This is a genomic window from Amycolatopsis sp. DSM 110486 (assembly GCF_019468465.1).
GTDB lineage: Bacteria > Actinomycetota > Actinomycetes > Mycobacteriales > Pseudonocardiaceae > Amycolatopsis.
Genome location: NZ_CP080519.1, coordinates 9,423,169 through 9,440,784, shown reverse-complemented (window position 1 = coordinate 9,440,784; position 17,616 = coordinate 9,423,169). Strand labels below are relative to the sequence as shown.

Annotated in this window: 14 protein-coding genes; 11 read left to right on the top strand and 3 right to left on the bottom strand. The window is 71.1% G+C overall.

Features of this window, described 5'->3' with window-relative positions:
- Nucleotides 1–50: 50 nt before the first annotated feature.
- On the bottom strand, nt 51–1,250 hold the full coding sequence (locus tag K1T34_RS45585) for a Glu/Leu/Phe/Val dehydrogenase dimerization domain-containing protein (RefSeq protein WP_220240856.1): 1,200 nt from the start codon (nt 1,248–1,250) through the stop codon (nt 51–53).
- A gap of 120 nt (nt 1,251–1,370) precedes the next feature.
- On the opposite strand from K1T34_RS45585, the gene K1T34_RS45580 reads away from it, so the two are divergent.
- The 9 genes from K1T34_RS45580 to K1T34_RS45540 all read left to right on the top strand — a co-directional run bounded on the left by K1T34_RS45580 (nt 1,371) and on the right by K1T34_RS45540 (nt 11,322).
- Nucleotides 1,371–2,297: a LysR family transcriptional regulator gene (locus K1T34_RS45580; protein WP_220240854.1), complete on the top strand. Its 927-nt coding sequence runs from the start codon at nt 1,371–1,373 to the stop codon at nt 2,295–2,297.
- 178 nt (nt 2,298–2,475) lie between these two features.
- The gene (locus K1T34_RS45575; RefSeq protein WP_220240852.1) at nt 2,476–3,738 is read left to right on the top strand and encodes a glutamate-cysteine ligase family protein; all 1,263 of its coding nucleotides are present in this window, start codon (nt 2,476–2,478) and stop codon (nt 3,736–3,738) included.
- Nucleotides 3,735–5,084, top strand: coding sequence for an ergothioneine biosynthesis protein EgtB (gene egtB, locus K1T34_RS45570; protein ID WP_220240850.1), 1,350 nt, complete (start codon nt 3,735–3,737; stop codon nt 5,082–5,084). The genes K1T34_RS45575 and egtB overlap by 4 nt, the downstream gene beginning before the upstream one ends.
- Before the next feature lie 5 nt (nt 5,085–5,089).
- The gene (gene egtC, locus K1T34_RS45565; protein WP_220240848.1) at nt 5,090–5,854 is read left to right on the top strand and encodes an ergothioneine biosynthesis protein EgtC; all 765 of its coding nucleotides are present in this window, start codon (nt 5,090–5,092) and stop codon (nt 5,852–5,854) included.
- Entirely contained in the window at nt 5,851–6,822 is a 972-nt protein-coding gene (gene egtD, locus K1T34_RS45560; protein WP_220240846.1) for an L-histidine N(alpha)-methyltransferase, read from the top strand. Before egtC ends, egtD begins: the two co-directional genes overlap by 4 nt.
- Nucleotides 6,815–7,285, top strand: a complete 471-nt coding sequence (locus K1T34_RS45555; protein ID WP_370643546.1) for a nitroreductase family deazaflavin-dependent oxidoreductase — start codon at nt 6,815–6,817, stop codon at nt 7,283–7,285. Before egtD ends, K1T34_RS45555 begins: the two co-directional genes overlap by 8 nt.
- Before the next feature lie 112 nt (nt 7,286–7,397).
- Nucleotides 7,398–8,546 carry an EfeM/EfeO family lipoprotein gene (locus K1T34_RS45550; RefSeq protein ID WP_255638039.1) on the top strand — a complete coding sequence of 383 codons (1,149 nt, stop codon included), beginning with the start codon at nt 7,398–7,400 and terminating at the stop codon, nt 8,544–8,546.
- Nucleotides 8,543–9,700 (top strand): Dyp-type peroxidase, encoded by a 1,158-nt coding sequence (locus K1T34_RS45545; RefSeq protein WP_220240844.1) that lies wholly within the window; start codon nt 8,543–8,545, stop codon nt 9,698–9,700. Before K1T34_RS45550 ends, K1T34_RS45545 begins: the two co-directional genes overlap by 4 nt.
- Nucleotides 9,697–11,322 (top strand): phospholipase C, encoded by a 1,626-nt coding sequence (locus tag K1T34_RS45540; RefSeq protein WP_220240842.1) that lies wholly within the window; start codon nt 9,697–9,699, stop codon nt 11,320–11,322. The genes K1T34_RS45545 and K1T34_RS45540 overlap by 4 nt, the downstream gene beginning before the upstream one ends.
- An 80-nt stretch (nt 11,323–11,402) precedes the next feature.
- On the opposite strand, the gene acnA is transcribed toward K1T34_RS45540, so the two are convergent.
- Nucleotides 11,403–14,213 (bottom strand): aconitate hydratase AcnA, encoded by a 2,811-nt coding sequence (gene acnA, locus K1T34_RS45535; RefSeq protein ID WP_220240840.1) that lies wholly within the window; start codon nt 14,211–14,213, stop codon nt 11,403–11,405.
- A gap of 366 nt (nt 14,214–14,579) precedes the next feature.
- On the opposite strand from acnA, the gene K1T34_RS45530 reads away from it, so the two are divergent.
- Together K1T34_RS45530 and K1T34_RS45525 are read left to right on the top strand one after the other, a co-directional pair.
- Nucleotides 14,580–15,911: an NlpC/P60 family protein gene (locus tag K1T34_RS45530; protein WP_220247748.1), complete on the top strand. Its 1,332-nt coding sequence runs from the start codon at nt 14,580–14,582 to the stop codon at nt 15,909–15,911.
- A 19-nt stretch (nt 15,912–15,930) separates the two neighbouring features.
- On the top strand, nt 15,931–16,599 hold the full coding sequence (locus K1T34_RS45525; RefSeq protein ID WP_220240838.1) for an SMI1/KNR4 family protein: 669 nt from the start codon (nt 15,931–15,933) through the stop codon (nt 16,597–16,599).
- Here the strand turns inward: K1T34_RS45525 and K1T34_RS45520 are convergent.
- Complete coding sequence (locus tag K1T34_RS45520) at nt 16,553–17,338, bottom strand: GNAT family N-acetyltransferase (protein WP_220240837.1); 786 nt, start codon at nt 17,336–17,338, stop codon at nt 16,553–16,555. The genes K1T34_RS45525 and K1T34_RS45520 overlap by 47 nt on opposite strands.
- Nucleotides 17,339–17,616 lie beyond the last annotated feature (278 nt).

Here is a 17,616-nt window from a genome sequence, read left to right as displayed (position 1 = left end):
CCCCGTCTCGGGGCACCGCGCGACCCCCGGTCCCGAGGGGCTGCGGCCTGCTACGGGATGAGAAGGGCAGGCGCACCCTCGTTCGCCTGCGCCTCAGCCGCCCGGGCGGCGCGGGTGGTCTCGGCCAGCTGCAGGCCGGTCACGCGCGGCGGCACGCGGTCGAGGTTCCACTCGGCCAGCAGCAGCGCCACCTTCGCCTGCATCTCCGTGCGCAGGCGAAGGAATGAGTCGGCCGGGTCGGCGCCCACCTCGCCGAGCAGCAGCCACCACGCCCACGCGGCGGCACCCGCGTTCGCGACGAAGTCCGGGATCACCGCGACACCCCGTGCGGACAGCGAGGCCTCGGCCTCGGGCGTCGTCGCCGCGTTCGCGGCTTCCACCACGACCTTGGCCTTCACGAGGTTCTCGTTGTCCACGCGCAGCGCGTAGGAGATCGCGGCCGGCACGAGGATGTCGGCGTCGGTCGCCACGACCGCCTCGCGTGGCAGGGTGCGGACGCCTTCGGGCAGCCGCGAACGGTCCACCTCGCCGAAGCGGTCGCGCAGGTCGAGCAGCGCCGGCACGTCGAGGCCCTCGGGGTCGTAGAGCGTGCCCGCCGCGTCGGCCACGGCGACGACCTTCACGCCGGCTTCGTGCAGGTACCACGCGGCCCCGCCGCCCATGGTGCCGATGCCCTGGATCGCGACGGTCGTTTCGGCCGCGTCCCAGCCCCACGCCGAGGCGGCGCCCAGGCAGGCCTGCGCCACGCCGTAGCCGCCGATCACGTCACCCAGCAGGAGCCCGCCGGGCACGGGCGCGTTGAGCCCGGCCTGCACGCGCCGCAGCGTGCGCCCGGGATCGGCCGAACGGTGGATCGCGGCGTGGTAGGACTGCTGCAGCCCGAGCTTCTCGAACACGGAGTCGATGAGGTGCTGTGGCACGCCGAGGTCCTCGGCGGTCACCCAGCTGGCGTCGAGCCACGGGCGCAGGAACTCGCAGAACCGCGTGAGCACGCTGAACGCCCGCGGGTCCTTGGGGTCGAAGTCGATGCCGCCCTTGGCACCGCCGACGGGGAGGTTGAACGTGGCCGTCTTGTTCGCCATCCCGCGGGCGAGGTCCTCGACCTCGCCCATCGTGCAGCCCGCCCGCATTCGCGTGCCGCCCGTGGCGACGCCGGACACCAGGCTGTGCACGACCAGGTAGCCGTGCGCGCCGGTGATGGGGTCGGTCCACGTCAGCCTCATCAACGGTTCGGCGTTCGGCGAAAGCATCGGGCCACTCACCTCCAAGAGTCGGGGGCGGCCCTGCTCGGCCGCCGCTTTCGAGGGTGCGGTCGCGACCGCCTTCGCGTCCAGTTAACGAAGCTGCACGAAGTTGTTTAGGGTTTCTGTATGGAGCTTTCGTTGCACCGCCTGCGGATGCTCCGGGAGCTGCGGCGCCGGGGGACGGTCACCGCTGCCGCGGTGTCGCTGCACTACACGGCTTCGGCCGTGTCGCAGCAGCTGGCGCAGCTCGAACGGGACGTGGGCGCGAAGTTGTTCGAACGGCTGGGCCGGCGTGTGCAGCTGACCGAGCTCGGCGTGCTGCTGACCGAGCACGCCGAGGAGATCCTGGGCTCGGTCGAGCGCGCGACGCTGGCGCTGGAGGAAGCACAGGGCTCGATGTCGGCGCGCCTCACCGCCGGGGTGTGGGCGTCGGTGGCGTCCGGCCTGCTGCCCACCGCGCTCACCGCGCTCGCCGCCGAGTACCCCGGGATCCAGCTGAAGACGCGGGAGCTGGCCCCCGAGGACACCGCGGAGGCGGTGCGCGACGGCACGCTCGACCTGTCGTTCGTGATCGACTATTCCGACGCGCCGACGCGGTGGGACAACGGGCTGGAACGCGCGGTGGTGGCCATCGAACGCCTGCACGCCGCGGTGCCGGCGGGCGCGTTCCCCACCGGTTCGGTGTCGCTCGACGAGCTGGCCGAGCACCCGTGGATCCTCGCGAGCCCGAAGTCGCACTTCGGCCGTGCGATGCGCATGGCGTGCCACCGCCACGGCTTCTCGCCGAAGATCAACCACGAGGTCGAGGAGCAGTCGACGGCCATGGCCATGGTGGGCGCCGGCCTCGGGGTCACGCTCGTGTCCGACCTCGGGCTGCGGCTGCTGCGGCCGCCGGGCATCGACGTGGTCACGCTGACGACTCCGCTGCTGCGCACGGTGTCGATCGCCTACCGGCGCACCGAGATCCGCCGCCCGGCGTTGCACCTCGTGATCGGGGCCGTGCAGTCCGCGGCCGCGGAGCTCGGATTGGGCACCGAACCTGCCCTGCCCTGATCATCCGGACGGAGCAGCGTGCCGGAACTTCAGGACAAACACCCAGGTCAGGAGTCCTTACGAGAGTCTTGTGGATCTCGCGCGTACTCGCGGGCACCTGATTTTGTCAGACCCTCCGTGTAGCGTCCGAAGGCGAGAGGTCCCACCCCGCGGACCTCCTTGACTCGGACGGCGAACGATGACTGCGGTGCACGATTTTCCGGAGAAGTCCGGAAGTGCGTCGAACCTCACCGCGCGGGTGCTTTCGGACCGCGCGGCCGGGGAGGCGTACGTCGCCTCGGTGTGTTTCAAGCACGGCCCACCGAGACTGCTGGGCGTGGAACTCGAGTTCACGGTGCACCACGCCGAGGACCCGGCCCGCCCGCTCGACCCCGATGTCCTGGCCACGGCGCTGGGCCCGCACACCCCGCGGACACTGCGCCCCGACAGTCCGGCCACCCCGCTACCGGCAGGCTCTCCCGTGAGCCTCGAGCCCGGGTGCCAGGTGGAGATCTCCGCTCTTCCTCAGGCCTCGCTGCCAGATCTGCTCGCAGTCGTCTCGGCCGACCTCTCCCATCTCGCCAGCCTGCTGGCCCGGCACGGACTCGTGCTCGGCGAGTCGGGCATCGACGCCCACCGTCCGCCCCGGCGCGCCCTGCGCACTCCTCGCTACGCCGCGATGGAGCGCCGGTTCGAGCCGATCGGCGAAGGCGGGATCACCATGATGTGCAGCACCGCCGGGCTGCAGATCTGTGTGGACACAGGGGAAGCAGACCAGATCGCGGCGCGCTGGGAGGCGGCCCACGTGATGGGGCCGCCGCTGCTCGCCGTGTTCGCCAACTCCCGGGTGCACGCCGGTCGCGACACCGGCCTCGAGTCCGCGCGCTGGCTCGCGGTGCTCGAGACCGAACCGGTTCGGACCCATTCGGCCGAGCCTGGTCCAGACCCCGCCGCCGACTGGGGCCGGCGGATGATGGACACGCCGTTGATGGTGCTGCCCCGCGGCGAGCGGCCGTGGGACGCGCCGGACGGGCTCACGTTCGCCGACTGGATCGACGGCCGCGGTGCGGCCGGGGTGCTGCGCCGCCCGACGGCGGAGGACCTCGACTACCACCTCACCACGATGTTCACCCCGGTGCGGCCCCACGGGTACCTGGAGATCCGGTACCTCGACGCCCAGCCGCCCGGCGAGTGGCTGCCCCCGGTCGCCCTCGTCTGGGCCCTGCTCGCCCGTCCGTCCACAGTGGACGAGGTGCGCCGGTTGTGCGCGCCGGTGGCGGGCCGCTGGGTCGACGCCGCGGCCCGGGGTCTTGCCGACGACGCCATCGCCGCCGTCGCGCGCAAGCTCGTGGAGCTCGGCATCGCCGAGCTGCCCGCCACGGGCCTGCCGGCCGCAACCATCACGGAGATCACCGAGAGCGTGCGCACACGCGTGAACGGATCGAGGAGTCAGGAGCGATGAGCGTTACCCCGGAACACAACCCGCTGCTGGAGCTGAGCCCGCAGAACCTGCGGGCTCACGCGGCCGAGGCCCTCACCCGGGCGCGGGCGCGCAGCGTCGTCCTCACCGACGCCGTCGACGACGAGGACCTGGTCCGCCAGCACTCGAAGCTGATGTCGCCGCTGGTCTGGGACCTCGCGCACATCGGCAGCCAGGAAGAGCTGTGGCTGGTCCGCGACGTGGGCGGGCGCGAGCCGCTGCGCCCGGACATCGACGACCTCTACGACGCGTTCCAGCACGCGCGCGCCGACCGGCCGGCCCTGCCGCTGCTCGGCCCGGCCGAGGCCCGCGCCTACGTGCGTGAGGTCCGTGAGAAGGCGTTCGACGTGCTGGAGACCGCGCCGCTCGACGGCAGCCGGCTCACCGAGAGCGCGTTCGCGTTCGGCATGATCACCCAGCACGAGCAGCAGCACGACGAGACCATGCTGGCCACTCACCAGCTCCGCAAGGGCGAGCCGGTGCTGCACGCGCCGGAGCCGCCTCCCGCGCGGGCGGGCCGGCTGCCCGCCGAGGTCTTCGTGCCGGCCGGCCGCTTCACCATGGGCACCACGGCCGAGCCGTGGGCGCTGGACAACGAGCGCCCGGCCCACGAGATCGACGTGCCGGCGTACTTCCTCGACACCGGCGCGGTCACGTGCGGGGCCTACGTCGAGTTCCTCGAGTCCGGTGGCTACGACGAGCGGCGGTTCTGGAGCGAGCCCGGCTGGGCGTATCGGCAGGAGCACGACATCACGGCGCCGCGCTTCTGGCACCGCGAGCCGAGCGGCTGGTGGCGCACGCGGTTCGGCGTGCACGAGCCGGTGCCCGTGAACGAGCCCGTGGTGCACGTGTCGTACTACGAGGCCGAGGCGTACGCCGCGTGGGCGGGCAAGCGGCTGCCCACCGAGGCGGAGTGGGAGAAGGCCGCGCGCCACGACCCGGCGACGGGCCGTTCGCGGCGCTTCCCCTGGGGCGACGAGGAACCGACGGCCGAGCACGCCAACCTCGGGCAGCGCCACCTGCGCGCGGCCGAGGCCGGCGCATACCCGGCCGGGGCGTCGCCGCTGGGCTTGCACCAGCTGATCGGCGACGTGTGGGAGTGGACGAGCACCGACCTCCACGGCTACCCGGGGTTCGTGGCGTTCCCGTACCGGGAGTACTCGGAGGTGTTCTTCGGCCCGGAGTACAAGGTGCTGCGCGGGGGTTCGTTCGGCACCGACTCGGCGGCGATCCGCGGCACGTTCCGCAACTGGGACTACCCGATCCGGCGGCAGATCTTCTCCGGCTTCCGCTGCGCCCGTGACGCCCAGCCCGGCGAGGTGAACTGAACGGCATGTGCCGGCACCTCGCGTACCTCGGCGCGCCGATCTCGCCCGCCGAGCTCGTGTTCGCGGCGCCCCACGCGCTGCTCGTGCAGTCGTACGCGCCGCTCGACATGCGCGGCGGCGGCTCGGTCAACGCCGACGGTTTCGGCCTCGGCTGGTACCCCGAGCCCGGAGGCGCGCCGCAGCGCTACCGGCGCGCGTCTCCACTGTGGACGGACCAGACGCTGCCCGCGCTGGCCGCCTCGGTCTCGACCACGGCGTTCGTCGCCGCGGTCCGCAACGGCACCACCGGGATGCCGGTGACCGAGGCGGCCGCGGCGCCGTTCACCGACGGGCGGTGGCTGTTCAGCCACAACGGCGTGGTCCGCGGCTGGCCCGGTTCGATGGCCGGGCTGGCGAAGACCCTCGACGTCACCGAGCTGCTCACACTCGAGGCGCCGACCGACGCGGCGCTGCTGTGGGCGCTGCTGCGCGCCCGGCTTCGGGACGGAGCCGACCCGCTGGCCGCGGTCACCGACCTGATCGCCGAGGTCGAGGCCGTGGCCCCGGGTTCGCGGCTGAACTTCCTGCTGACCGACGGCACCACGCTGATCGGCACCACGTGGACGCACGCGCTGTCGGTGCGGTCCATGACCGGCGGTGTGGTGCTGGCGTCCGAGCCGTGTGACCCGGACCCGGCCTGGACCCCCGTTCCCGACCACCACGCCGTGCGCGTCACCGCGGCCGGCGTCGAACTCCTTCCCTTGACCCTGGATCGGAGCACCACCTCATGACGGAAGTGGATCTCGAAAGCCATCGCCGCGACGTCGCGGGCGAGCTTCGCGCGGACGTGCGAGCGGGCCTGGCGGCGGAGCAGAAGTGGTTGCCGCCCAAGTGGTTCTACGACGCCGAGGGCAGCGAGCTGTTCGAGAAGATCACCGAGCTGCCCGAGTACTACCCGACCCGGAGCGAGCGTGAGGTGCTCGCCGCGCGCGCCGGTGACGTCGCTCGGCTCACCGACGCGCACACGCTCGTCGAGCTCGGTTCCGGGTCCAGCGAGAAGACGCGGCTGCTGCTCGACGCGTTGACCGAGCACGGCACGCTCGAGTCGTTCGTGCCCCTGGACGTCTCGGAGTCGGCGCTGGCCGAAGCCGCCGAAGCGATCGCGGCGGACTACCCGAAGCTGGAGGTGCGCGGCGTCGTCGGCGACTTCACCCAGCACCTGAACCTGCTGCCGGGCACCTCGCCGCGCGTGGTGGCGTTCCTCGGCGGGACGATCGGCAACTTCCTGCCCGACGAGCGCGCCGTGTTCCTGCGCTCGGTGCGCGACGTGCTCGACGAGGGCGAGTGGCTCCTGCTGGGCACCGACCTGGTGAAGGACCGCGAAACACTGGAGCGCGCCTACGACGACGCGGCCGGGGTCACCGCCGCCTTCAACGGCAACGTGCTCCGGGTCATCAACTCCCGGCTGGGGGCGAACTTCGACCTCGACACCTTCGAGCACGTTTCGCACTGGAACGCCGAGGACGAGTGGATCGAGATGTGGCTGCGCGCGCGGCACGAGGTCACCGTCGACATCCCGGGCGCCGACCTGCAGGTGCGTTTCGCCGCGGGCGAGCACATCCGCACGGAGATCTCCGCGAAGTTCCGCCGCACGGGCGTCGAGGCGGAGCTGGCCGCCGCCGGTTTCGCCGTCGAGCGCTGGTGGACGGACTCCCAGGAGCGGTTCGGGGTGAGTTTGGCAAGATCTGTACGTGCGTAACCCCCTCGAGCCCTTCGCTCGCAAGCTCGGCACCAGGCCCTTCGTGATGACGCTGTCGCGCGGCATCATCTGGACCGACCAGAAGCTGCACCGCTTCTTCGGCGGGCGGGTGAGCCTGGTCGGCATCGCGGGCCTGCCGTCGCTGCGGCTGACCACGACCGGGCGCAAGAGCGGGCTGCCGCGCAGCACGAATCTGCTGTACTTCCCGCACGGCGACGACTTCGTGCTCACGGGCTCGAACTGGGGCCGGCCGAACAACCCGGCCTGGACCTACAACCTGCGCGCGGATCCCAAAGCGACAGTCGGGATCCGCGCGCGGGTCGTGGAGGTCAAGGCCCGGGAGCTCGAAGGCGCGGAGTACGACAGGATGTGGTCCGAGCTGCTCGCGTTCTGGCCGGGCTACGAGATGGAACGCGTCGCGGCCGGGCGGCCGTTGCCGGTGTTCGTGTTGTCGCGAAAGTGACGGCGTAGGACAGACCGCGCGCCAAAATCGGGCATAACGGGGCAGAGCTCTTGTCAGGTGTGTGCGAATACGTGAAAGTGTTCGCCAGAAGTTCACCTGAGGGGAGTTGCCGGTGCGGCGATGGCGCTGGGCGGCGGTGGCCGGCCTGGTCGTGGTCGCTGCCGGCGTCGTGGTGGTCGTCGTCGACGCGGCCGGACCGGACGCCGACGCCGGGCCGATCGTCGTGTCGCGGTCCGGGTGCGGTGCGGGCTGGGTGGCGCCGCCGCCGGGCCCGCAGACGCTGCAGGTGCGCAACACCGGCGCGGTGACCATGGCGGTCGAAGTCGTCGATCCCGCCACCGGCACCGTGTTCGGCGAGCTGGAGGGCGTGGGGTCCGGCACCACCCGAGCTCTGCCGGTGAACTTGGCCGACGGCGCGTACGCGCTGCGGTGCGCGCCGGAAGACGGCACTCCGTTCGTCGGGCCGGAGGTCCGCGTGAGCGGCGGCGCGCAGCGGCCGGGGCCCGCGGTCGTGCCCGTGACCAACGCCGACCTGCTGGAACCGCTCGAGAAGTACCACCACTACGTGGCCGAAGGGCTTACCACGCTGGCCGGGCAGACGGCCGCGCTCGACAACGCCGTCCACAATGGAGACCGCGAGGCGAGCGAACGGGCCTGGCTCACCGCGCACCTGACCTACGAACGGCTCGGCGCGGCCTACGACGCTTTCGGCGACGCCGACGGGGCCGTCAACGGCACCACGGCGGGCCTGGCCGGCGGTGCGGCGGATCCGGGGTTCACCGGGTTCCACCGTCTCGAGAACGGCTTGTGGCACTACGAGGACCCGGCCGCACTGGAGCCGGTGGCCAGGCAGCTCGACACGGATGTGCGGCAGCTGCGCACGGCGTTCGGCGACGCGCAGGTCGACCAGAACGACCTCGGCCTGCGCGCCCACGAGATCATGGAAAACACGCTGCAGTTCGAGCTCACCGGCCGCACCGACTACGGCAGCGGGAGCACACTCGCCACAGCCCAGGCCAACATCACCGGCACGCGCGCCGTGCTCGACGTGCTGCGGCCGTTGCTCGTCACCCGCTTCCCGGGGCTGGCGGACCTCGACGCGTGGCTCGACCGCACCGAACGCGATCTGCACGCGGCACAGGGCACTTCTCTGGCGAACCTGACGCAGGCCCGGCGCGAGAAGATCAACGCCGACGTCGCCGAGCTCACCGAGCGTCTCGCGCCGATCGCGGCGATCGCCGAGCCGAGGAGGATCTCGTGACGCTCGGGCGGCGTGCGTTCTTGCGCGGGGCCGCGGCCGCCGGAGCCGGAGCGGGGCTCGCGGGCCTTGCCGGGAGCGCGTCGGCGACCGGGCCGGCGCCGTTCCACGGACCGCGCCAGGCCGCGATACTGGCCGAGCCGGCGCGGCATTCGATCGTCGCGGCGTTCGACGTGGTGGCGGAGAACCGGCAGGAGCTGACCGGCCTGCTGCGCGAGCTGACCGATCGCGCCGCGTTCCTCACCGCGGGCGGCGCACCGGCCGCGCTGGGGATCACCGGTCCGCCCGCCGACTCCGGCGTGCTCGGGCCCGAGGTGCCGGCGGGTGAGCTGGCGGTGCTGGTGGGCGTGGGCTCGTCGCTGTTCGACGACCGCTACGGCCTCGCCGCCCGCAAGCCCGCGAAGCTCAAGCCGATGCCGGTGTTCCCCGACGACGCCCTCGACCCGCGGTGGTGCCACGGCGACCTGAGCCTGGTCCTCACCGCGGCCGAGCCCGATACCGTGCTGCACGCCCTGCGCGACCTCACCCGGGCCACGCGCGGCGGCATGCAGGTGCGCTGGAAGATCGACGGCTTCACCTCACCGCCACGCCCGGCCGGCACACCCCGCAACCTCCTGGGGTTCAAGGACGGCACCGCCAATCCGCAGCCGTCCGAACTGGACCGTCTGGTGTGGACGGACGACGGCGGCAGCTACCAGGTCGTACGGCTCATCCGGATGCTCGTGGAGTTCTGGGACCGGGTATCGCTGTCGGAGCAGGAGAACATGATCGGCCGGCGCCGCGACACCGGCGCGCCGCTCGACGGCGCAGGCGAACTCGACGTGCCGCGCTACGCGGAGGACCCCGTCGGCACGGTGATCCCGCTGACCAGCCACATCCGCCTCGCCAACCCGCGCACGCCGCGGACCGACGGCGAGCGGATCCTGCGGCGCGCGGTGAACTACGACCGCGGCGTGGACTCCAACGGCAACCTCGACATGGGCCTCGTGTTCACCTGCTACCAGCGTGACCTCGAGAGCCAGTTCGAGGCGGTGCAGAAGCGGCTCGAAGGCGAGCCGCTCACGGACTACGTCTCGCCGTTCGGGGGCGGGTACTTCTACCTGCTCCCCGGCGTGACGGATCCGGCCGACCACTACGGCCGGACGTTGCTGGGATGAGCGGGAAGGGGCAGGTCGTGGGCAGGAGCAGGAGGACCGCGCTGGCGGCCGGGGCGCTGGGCACGGCCGTGCTGATGGCGGCGGCGTGTGCGAGCAGCGCCGCGTCGCCGGCGGTGCCGGACAAGGCCGTGGACGCGGCGAGTTTCCCGACCACGTCACCGATCAAGCACGTGGTGGTGATCTTCGGCGAGAACATCTCGTTCGACCACTACTTCGGCACCTACCCGGACGCCACCAACGAGAACGGCACCCCGTTCCACGCGGCACCGCACACGCCGAAGGTCAACGGGTTGGACCACAAGCTGCTCACGGACAACCCCAACGCCTACAACCCGAAACGGCTCGCTCCCGACCAGGCGCTGACGTGCGACCAGGCCCACGACTACAACAAGGAACAGGCCGCCTTCAACGGCGGGAAGATGGACAAGTTCGTCGAGAACACCGAGAAGGACAAGTGCACGGGCCAGCCCGTGCTGTTCGGTGAGCCCGGCCTGGTGATGGACTACTTCGACGGCAACACCGTCACCGCGATGTGGAACTACGCGCAGCACTACGCGCTCAACGACAACTCGTTCGACGCCGTCTTCGGCCCGTCCAGCCCTGGCGCGATCAACCTGATCTCGGGCCAGACCCACGGCCTGCAGCCCGTGGACTCGGTCACGGGCGAGCCGAAGGTCGACCCGAACACCGCCGCCTCGCCCGACGAGCACGGCGTCGGCACGATGATCACCGACCCGGACCCGGCTTTCGACGACTGTTCCGACAAGAACCACACCGCGACCGACAACCTGGGCGCCTTCCAGGGCCGCAACGTCGGTGACCTGCTCAACGCCAAGCACGTCACGTGGGGCTGGTTCGAAGGCGGCTTCAAGCCCACCGGCGCGGCCGGCGGCTACGCGGTCTGCGGCACCCAGCACCCGAACGTCGGCGGGCAGGCGGCCGTGGACTACAGCCCGCACCACGAGCCGTTCCAGTACTACGAGTCGACCGCCAACGCGAAGCACCTGCCGCCGAGCTCGCTCCACGCCGTGGGCCAGACCGACCAGGCCAACCACCAGTACGACGTGAGCGACTTCGACGACGCGCTGCGCACCGGCACCATGCCCGCGGTCAGCTTCCTCAAGGCACCGTCCTACCAGGACGGTCACGCCGGCTACTCCGACCCGCTCGACGAGCAGGCGTTCGTGGTCTCGGAGATCAACCGCATCCAGTCCTCGCCGCACTGGCGCGACACCGCGATCGTGCTCGCCTACGACGACTCCGACGGCTGGTACGACCACGTGCCCTCGAAGATCGTGAACGGCTCGCACGACTCCGCGCAGGACTCGTCGGTGTGCACCTCGCACCCGGTGCGCCTCGGCGGCTACGCCGACCGCTGCGGCTACGGCCCACGCCTGCCGCTGCTGGTGATCTCGCCCTACAGCCGGGCGAACCACGTCGACCACACCATGACCGACCAGACGTCGGTGCTGCGGTTCATCGAGGACAACTGGCGCCTCGGCCGCATCGGCGACGGCTCGTTCGACGCCTTGGCCGCGCCCCTCACCGGAATGTTCGACTTCTCGCACCCGAACGCGAAACCGCTGAAGCTCGATCCGAAAACGGGTGCCGTGGTCCGCTGACCCGCGGCGGTCGGCTGGTGATACGGCGAAGGCCGCTCCGGAAGCTTCCGGAGCGGCCTTCGCGCGTCGTTCCCTGTGGATCAGGCGTTGGTCATCTTGCGCAGCACGTACTGCAGGATGCCGCCGTTGCGGTAGTAGTCGGCCTCGCCCGGGGTGTCGATGCGGACGTCGGCGTCGAACTCGACCTTGGTGCCGTCTTGCTTGGTGGCGGTGACGTGCACCGTACGCGGGGTCTCACCGTCGTTGAGCTTGGTGATGCCGGAGATGTCGAACGTCTCCGTGCCGTCCAGCTTCAGCGACGCGGCCGACTCGCCGGCCGGGAACTGCAGCGGGATGACACCCATGCCGATGAGGTTCGAGCGGTGGATGCGCTCGAACGACTCGGTGATCACCGCGCGCACGCCCAGCAGCGAGGTGCCCTTGGCCGCCCAGTCACGCGACGAGCCCGAGCCGTACTCCTTGCCGCCCAGCACGACCAGTGGGGTGCCCTGCGCCGCGTAGTTCTGGGCCGCGTCGTAGATGAACGCCTGCGGCGCGCCGTCCTGGGTGAAGTCGCGGGTGTAGCCGCCCTGCACGTCGTCCAGCAGCTGGTTGCGCAGCCGGATGTTCGCGAAGGTGCCGCGGATCATCACCTCGTGGTTGCCGCGGCGCGAACCGTAGGAGTTGAAGTCCTTCCGGTCGATACCGTGCTCGGTGAGGTACTGGCCGGCCGGGGTGTCGGCCTTGATCGCACCGGCGGGGGAGATGTGGTCGGTGGTGACCGAGTCGCCCAGCTTCGCCAGCACGCGCGCGCCGGAGATGTCGGTGACCGGCGCCGGCTCGGCCTGCATGCCCTCGAAGTACGGGGGCTTGCGCACGTAGGTGGATTCGGTGTCCCACTCGAAGGTCTTGCCCTCGGGGGTGGGCAGCGCCTTCCAGCGCTCGCCACCGTCGAACACGTCGGCGTAGTCCTTGGAGAACATCTCCTGCGTGATCGAGGAGTCGATCGTCTCCTGGATCTCCTGCGGCGACGGCCAGATGTCCTTCAGGAAGACGTCGTTGCCGTCGGTGTCCTGGCCCAGCGGCTGGTTCTCGAAGTCGAAGTCCATCGTGCCGGCCAGCGCGTAGGCGATGACCAGCGGCGGCGACGCGAGGTAGTTCATCTTCACGTCGGGGTTGATGCGGCCTTCGAAGTTCCGGTTGCCCGAGAGCACCGAGACGGCGGTGAGGTCGTTCTCCTGGATCGCGGCCGAGATCTCGTCCGACAGCGGGCCGGAGTTGCCGATGCAGGTGGTGCAGCCGTAGCCGACCAGGTGGTAGCCCAGCTTCTCCAGGTACGGCCACAGGCCGGCCTTGTTGTAGTAGTCGGTGACGACCTGCGAGCCCGGCGCCATCGACGTCTTGACCCACGGCTTGACCGCGAGGCCCTTGTCCACCGCGTTGCGGGCGAGCAGAGCGGCGCCCAGCATCACCGAGGGGTTCGAGGTGTTGGTGCACGAGGTGATCGACGCGATCACCACGGCGCCGTGGTCGAGCACGAACTCGCCGCGCTCGTCCGACTTGACCGTGACCGGCTTGGTCGGACGGCCCGACGCGCCGTTGGCAGCCGACTGCACCGGCACGGCGTCCTCGTCGGCGAACGACAGCGAAGCCGGGTCGCTCGCGGGGAAGGTCTCCTCGATGGTCTCGTCGACCTTGGTGTGCGGCGCCGGGAACTGCTCCTCCACGTAGTCGTGCACCGACTTGCGGAACGAGTTCTTGGCGTCGGACAGCTCGATGCGGTCCTGCGGGCGCTTCGGGCCGGCGATCGACGGGACGACCGTCGACAGGTCCAGCTCGATGTACTCGGAGAAGACCGGCTCGTGGGACGCGTCGTGCCAGAGGCCCTGCTCCTTGGCGTAGGCCTCGACGAGCGCGACCTGCTCGGCCGAGCGGCCGGTGAGCTTGAGGTAGCGCATGGTCTCGTCGTCGATCGGGAAGATCGCGGCGGTGGAGCCGAACTCGGGGCTCATGTTGCCGATGGTGGCGCGGTTGGCCAGCGGCACCGAGGCGACGCCCTCGCCGTAGAACTCGACGAACTTGCTGACCACGCCGTGCTTGCGCAGCATCTCGGTGATGGTGAGCACCACGTCGGTAGCGGTCACGCCGGTCGGGATCTCGCCGGTCAGCTTGAAGCCGACCACGCGCGGGATGAGCATCGACACCGGCTGGCCCAGCATGGCGGCCTCGGCCTCGATGCCGCCGACGCCCCAGCCCAGCACGCCCAGGCCGTTGACCATCGTGGTGTGCGAGTCGGTGCCGACGCAGGAGTCGGGGTAGGCCTGGCCGTTACGGGCCATGACCGTGCGCGCGAGGTGCTCGATGTTGACCTGGTGCACGATGCCGGTGCCCGGCGGCACGACCTTGAACTCGTCGAAGGCGCCCTGGCCCCAGCGCAGGAACTGGTAGCGCTCGCGGTTGCGCTCGTACTCGATCTCGACGTTGCGCTCGAACGCGTCGGCGCGGCCGAACACGTCGATGATCACGGAGTGGTCGATGACCAGCTCGGCCGGCGCCAGCGGGTTCACCTTGTCGGGGTCGCCACCGAGGTCGGTGACGGCCTCGCGCATCGTGGCGAGGTCCACGACGCAAGGAACGCCGGTGAAGTCCTGCATGATCACGCGCGCGGGCGTGAACTGGATCTCGATGGACGGGTCGGCGCTGGGATCCCAGCTGCCGAGCGCGCGGATGTGGTCGGCGGTGATGTTCGCGCCGTCCTCGGTGCGCAGCAGGTTCTCGAGCAGGATCTTCAGGCTGTAGGGCAGGCGCTCGGCGCCCTCGACCTTGTTCAGGCGGAAGACCTCGTACGAGTTGTCTCCGACCTTCAGCGTGTCTTTGGCGCCGAAGCTGTCCTTGCTGGCAGGTGCAGTCACGTCTAACTCCAGTGGCGGGGACCCGCGCCGTCGCGGGTGCGGGCCCCGGGTCAGTTCGGTGTGTGTTTCGCGGTCCTCGGGAAGACCGCGTCCGAGTCTTGCGCACCCCCACCGTAGGACCGGAATCGGGATGGCACACCTCGTCGTCGCCGCAAACAGTACGCGTGTCCTGTATTAACTTCAAGACGGCACGCGGAGTGAGCTGGGCCATTCGGACACGCCGAACGTCAGGGGTCCCCCGATGAGGGGAATTGGTGTCTACGGTGTGTGAGTTCCGCCTGAGGCTTGTGATAGTGGTGTGACTGCAGTGGCACGCGGTGTGATCACTGCTGGCAGACGCAGGTGAGCGGGAGGTGGCTGGTCGTGGTGGTCCGGCGTGGACGGGTCTTGCGGCGTGGTCTCACAGTCGGCTCCTTCGCCCTCGTGGTCCTGTTCGGAGCAGCGGGCACGGGCCTGGCGGTGCCGCCGCCCCCGCCCAACCCGAGCGACTCGGAGCTGAACTCCTCGAAGGCCGCGGCCAACGAGAAGGCCGGTGAGGTCGGCAAGCTCACCAACCAGCTCGCGCAGGCCGAGCAGAAGCTCAGCTCGCTGCAGGACGACGTCGAGCTGAAGCAGGAACAGGCCATGAAGGCCCTGGTCGACCTGCAGTCGGCGCAGGACGCCGCGAGCCAGGCCGAGGACGCCGCGAAGTCCGCGCGCACGCAGGCCGACGCCGCGGCGGGCGCGATCGAGAAGGCGCGCCAGGACCTCAAGGAGTTCGCGGCGGCCAGCTTCGAGCAGGGCAGCACGGTCGGCTCGATCTCGGCGTACCTGACCTCCGACAGCCCCAAGGACCTGCTGGCCCGCGCCCAGATCCTCGACTCCATCGGCGGCTCGCGGCTCAACGCCCTCGACCGCCTCCAGCAGGCGCAGACGGACAAGTCCAACAAGGACGCCGCCGCACGTAAGGCCCTCGACGTCGCGCAGCAGAAGCAGGAAGCCGCGCGCCAGGCGAAGAGCGGGGCCGACGCCGCCCAGGCCGACGCCGTGCAGGCGCAGCAGTCCCAGGCGTCGCAGAACCAGCAGCTGCAGGCGAGCAAGAGCTCGGTGGAGCAGCAGCTCTACGCGGCGCAGTCGAAGGTCACCGGCCTGCAGGGCCAGCGCCAGCGCTACCAGGACTGGGTGGCGCAGAAGCAGCGCGAGGACGAGGAACGCGCCCGCCAGGCGGCGCTGAGTTCCTCGGGTGGCGGCGGCCGTCCCTCGTCGGGCGGCGGTGGCCGGCCTTCGCCCGCGGCGGGCTCGTCGATCGAGTCCGTGATCGCCCGGGCGCTGTCGCAGCTGGGCCGCCCGTACGCCTGGGGCGGCGGCAACGGCAGCGGCCCCACCCGTGGCATCCACGACGGCGGCGTCGCCGACATGTACGGCGACTACCGCAAGATCGGCTTCGACTGCTCCGGACTGATGATCTACGCCTTCGCCGGCGTCCGGTCGTTGCCGCACTACAGCGGCTACCAGTACACCTCCGGCCGCCGCGTCCCCCTCTCCCAGATGCGCCGCGGCGACATGCTCTTCTGGGGCGGCTCGGGCGGCATCCACCACGTCGCCCTGTACCTCGGCGGCGGGCAGATGGTGGAGGCTCCGCAGTCCGGCTCGTACGTGCGGGTGACGGCGGTCCGGTACGGCGGGATCATGCCGTATGCGACCCGGTTGATCGGCTGAGGTCCTACGCTCGTCCCTCGTGACGTGGGACGGAGTCCGCGACCGGCTGGCGCGGCTGGCGAAGCGGCGGGACGCGCGCTCGGTGTTCGGCGCGAGCGCCCACGGATTCCGGCTGGCCTCGCCGCTGACTGAACGCGACGTCGAGGCTGTCGAGGAGCAGTTCGGCGCGCCGTTGCCCGAGCCGTACCGGAACTTCCTCGTCGAGGTCGGCGCCGGCGGGGCCGGCCCGGGCTACGGGCTGCTGGGTTTCGGCCGCTCCGGTCGCCGCTGGGAGTTCGCCGCCGACGACCGCCGTGGCGGCGACCGCGTGGACCTGCGGACGGAGTTCCCGCACCGCGAGCTCTTCCACCACGCCGAATGGCCCGACTTCACGAAGATCCCGCAGGAGCGCCGGCCGGAGCTGACCCGGTCGCTCGATGCTCGCGACGAGGCCGACACCCACGGCACCCTGCCGCTCTGCCACAGCGGCTGCGGCCACTACGACCTCCTCGTGGTGACCGGCCCCGACCGTGGCGCTCTGTGGTTCGACGGCGAGGCCTCCGACGGCGGCATCGGGCCGCAGGCCGACGACCACGGCCGGATGACGTTCGACCGCTGGTACCTCGGCTGGCTCGCCGAGGTCGAGGCCGAGGTGGGCCGGCCTAAGCCGGGGTCCAGACATACGGCGTGGTCGTGGTCACGGCGGTGAAGCCGAGGCGCTGGAGGATCGGGCGGCTCGGCGGGAGGGCGTCGACCTGGAGGTAGCGCGCGCCGCGGGTGTGGGCGGTGGCGGCGCGGTGGGCGACGAGCGCGCGGTAGAGGCCGCGGCCCCGGAAGTCCGGCAGGGTGGCGCCGCCCCAGAGGCCGGCGAAGGTGGTGCCGCCGACGAGTTCCAGGCGGGCCGCTGAGACGACGCGGCCGGCGGATTCGGCGACGACGTGGACCGTTGTGCCCTCGTTGTCTTCGCGGGCGCGCGCGAGGAGGTCGCGGGCGACGGCAGCCTCGTCGCTGCCGAAGACGGTGGCGCTGAGGTGGGCGATGCGGCGCAGGTCGGCCTCGCCGGTGGCTTCGCGGATGGTGACATCGGCCGAGGGCGGGGCCGAGGGGGAAATCACGGCGACGGGGGCGATGAGGACCGTTTCGGTTTCCTCCGGCGCGAAACCGGCGGCGATCAAGCGGTCGGGCAGATCGGCGGGGCGGTCGTACGCGCGGGTTTTCCATTCGAAAGCTTCACCGCGTGAGGCGAAGAAGCGGACCTGCCGGTCAATGAGCGCGTCCAGCGAAGGGCCGGTCACGCCGAGGTCCGGCGGGCCCACCACGAAACCACGCCGGGAGCCGAGGATGCGGGTGACGGGGGCGTCGCGGTCGAGGGTCGTGCCCGGTTCCGCGGTGGTCAGCTCGGCGGTGCGGACTTCGGCGTCGTAGGCGGCCAGCAAGGGGTCGGTCATGGGACGACGCTAGCGGTAACGTACGCCGCGAACGTGCTCGGCGGCGGTGTCGCCCGGCGACTGTCCGGTGTGGACAAACCGGAGCTGATCGCGAGTGGAAGCCGTCGGGGCCCGGCCAAGCGTCCACTGTGGACCGGCTGATCGCGCCGACCGCGACGGCGCTGCCCTCGTCGATGCGGCAGGGGAGGAGCCGCGGGTGCCCCGGACCGCAAGCCGAACCGGTCAAAAGCGACGATCACGACACGCCGCGCGACCTGTGCCGAAGCCGCTGACACTGT

Excerpts from the sequence above, each read along its gene's own strand:
- K1T34_RS45540 (WP_220240842.1), top strand. The coding sequence starts at position 9,697 with ATGAGCGGGAAGGGGCAGGTCGTGGGCAGGAGCAGGAGGACCGCGCTG.
- K1T34_RS45580 (WP_220240854.1), top strand. The coding sequence starts at position 1,371 with ATGGAGCTTTCGTTGCACCGCCTGCGGATGCTCCGGGAGCTGCGGCGC.
- egtC (WP_220240848.1), top strand. The coding sequence starts at position 5,090 with ATGTGCCGGCACCTCGCGTACCTCGGCGCGCCGATCTCGCCCGCCGAG.
- egtD (WP_220240846.1), top strand. The coding sequence starts at position 5,851 with ATGACGGAAGTGGATCTCGAAAGCCATCGCCGCGACGTCGCGGGCGAG.
- K1T34_RS45585 (WP_220240856.1), bottom strand. The coding sequence starts at position 1,250 with ATGCTTTCGCCGAACGCCGAACCGTTGATGAGGCTGACGTGGACCGAC.
- K1T34_RS45575 (WP_220240852.1), top strand. The coding sequence starts at position 2,476 with ATGACTGCGGTGCACGATTTTCCGGAGAAGTCCGGAAGTGCGTCGAAC.
- egtB (WP_220240850.1), top strand. The coding sequence starts at position 3,735 with ATGAGCGTTACCCCGGAACACAACCCGCTGCTGGAGCTGAGCCCGCAG.
- K1T34_RS45520 (WP_220240837.1), bottom strand. The coding sequence starts at position 17,338 with ATGACCGACCCCTTGCTGGCCGCCTACGACGCCGAAGTCCGCACCGCC.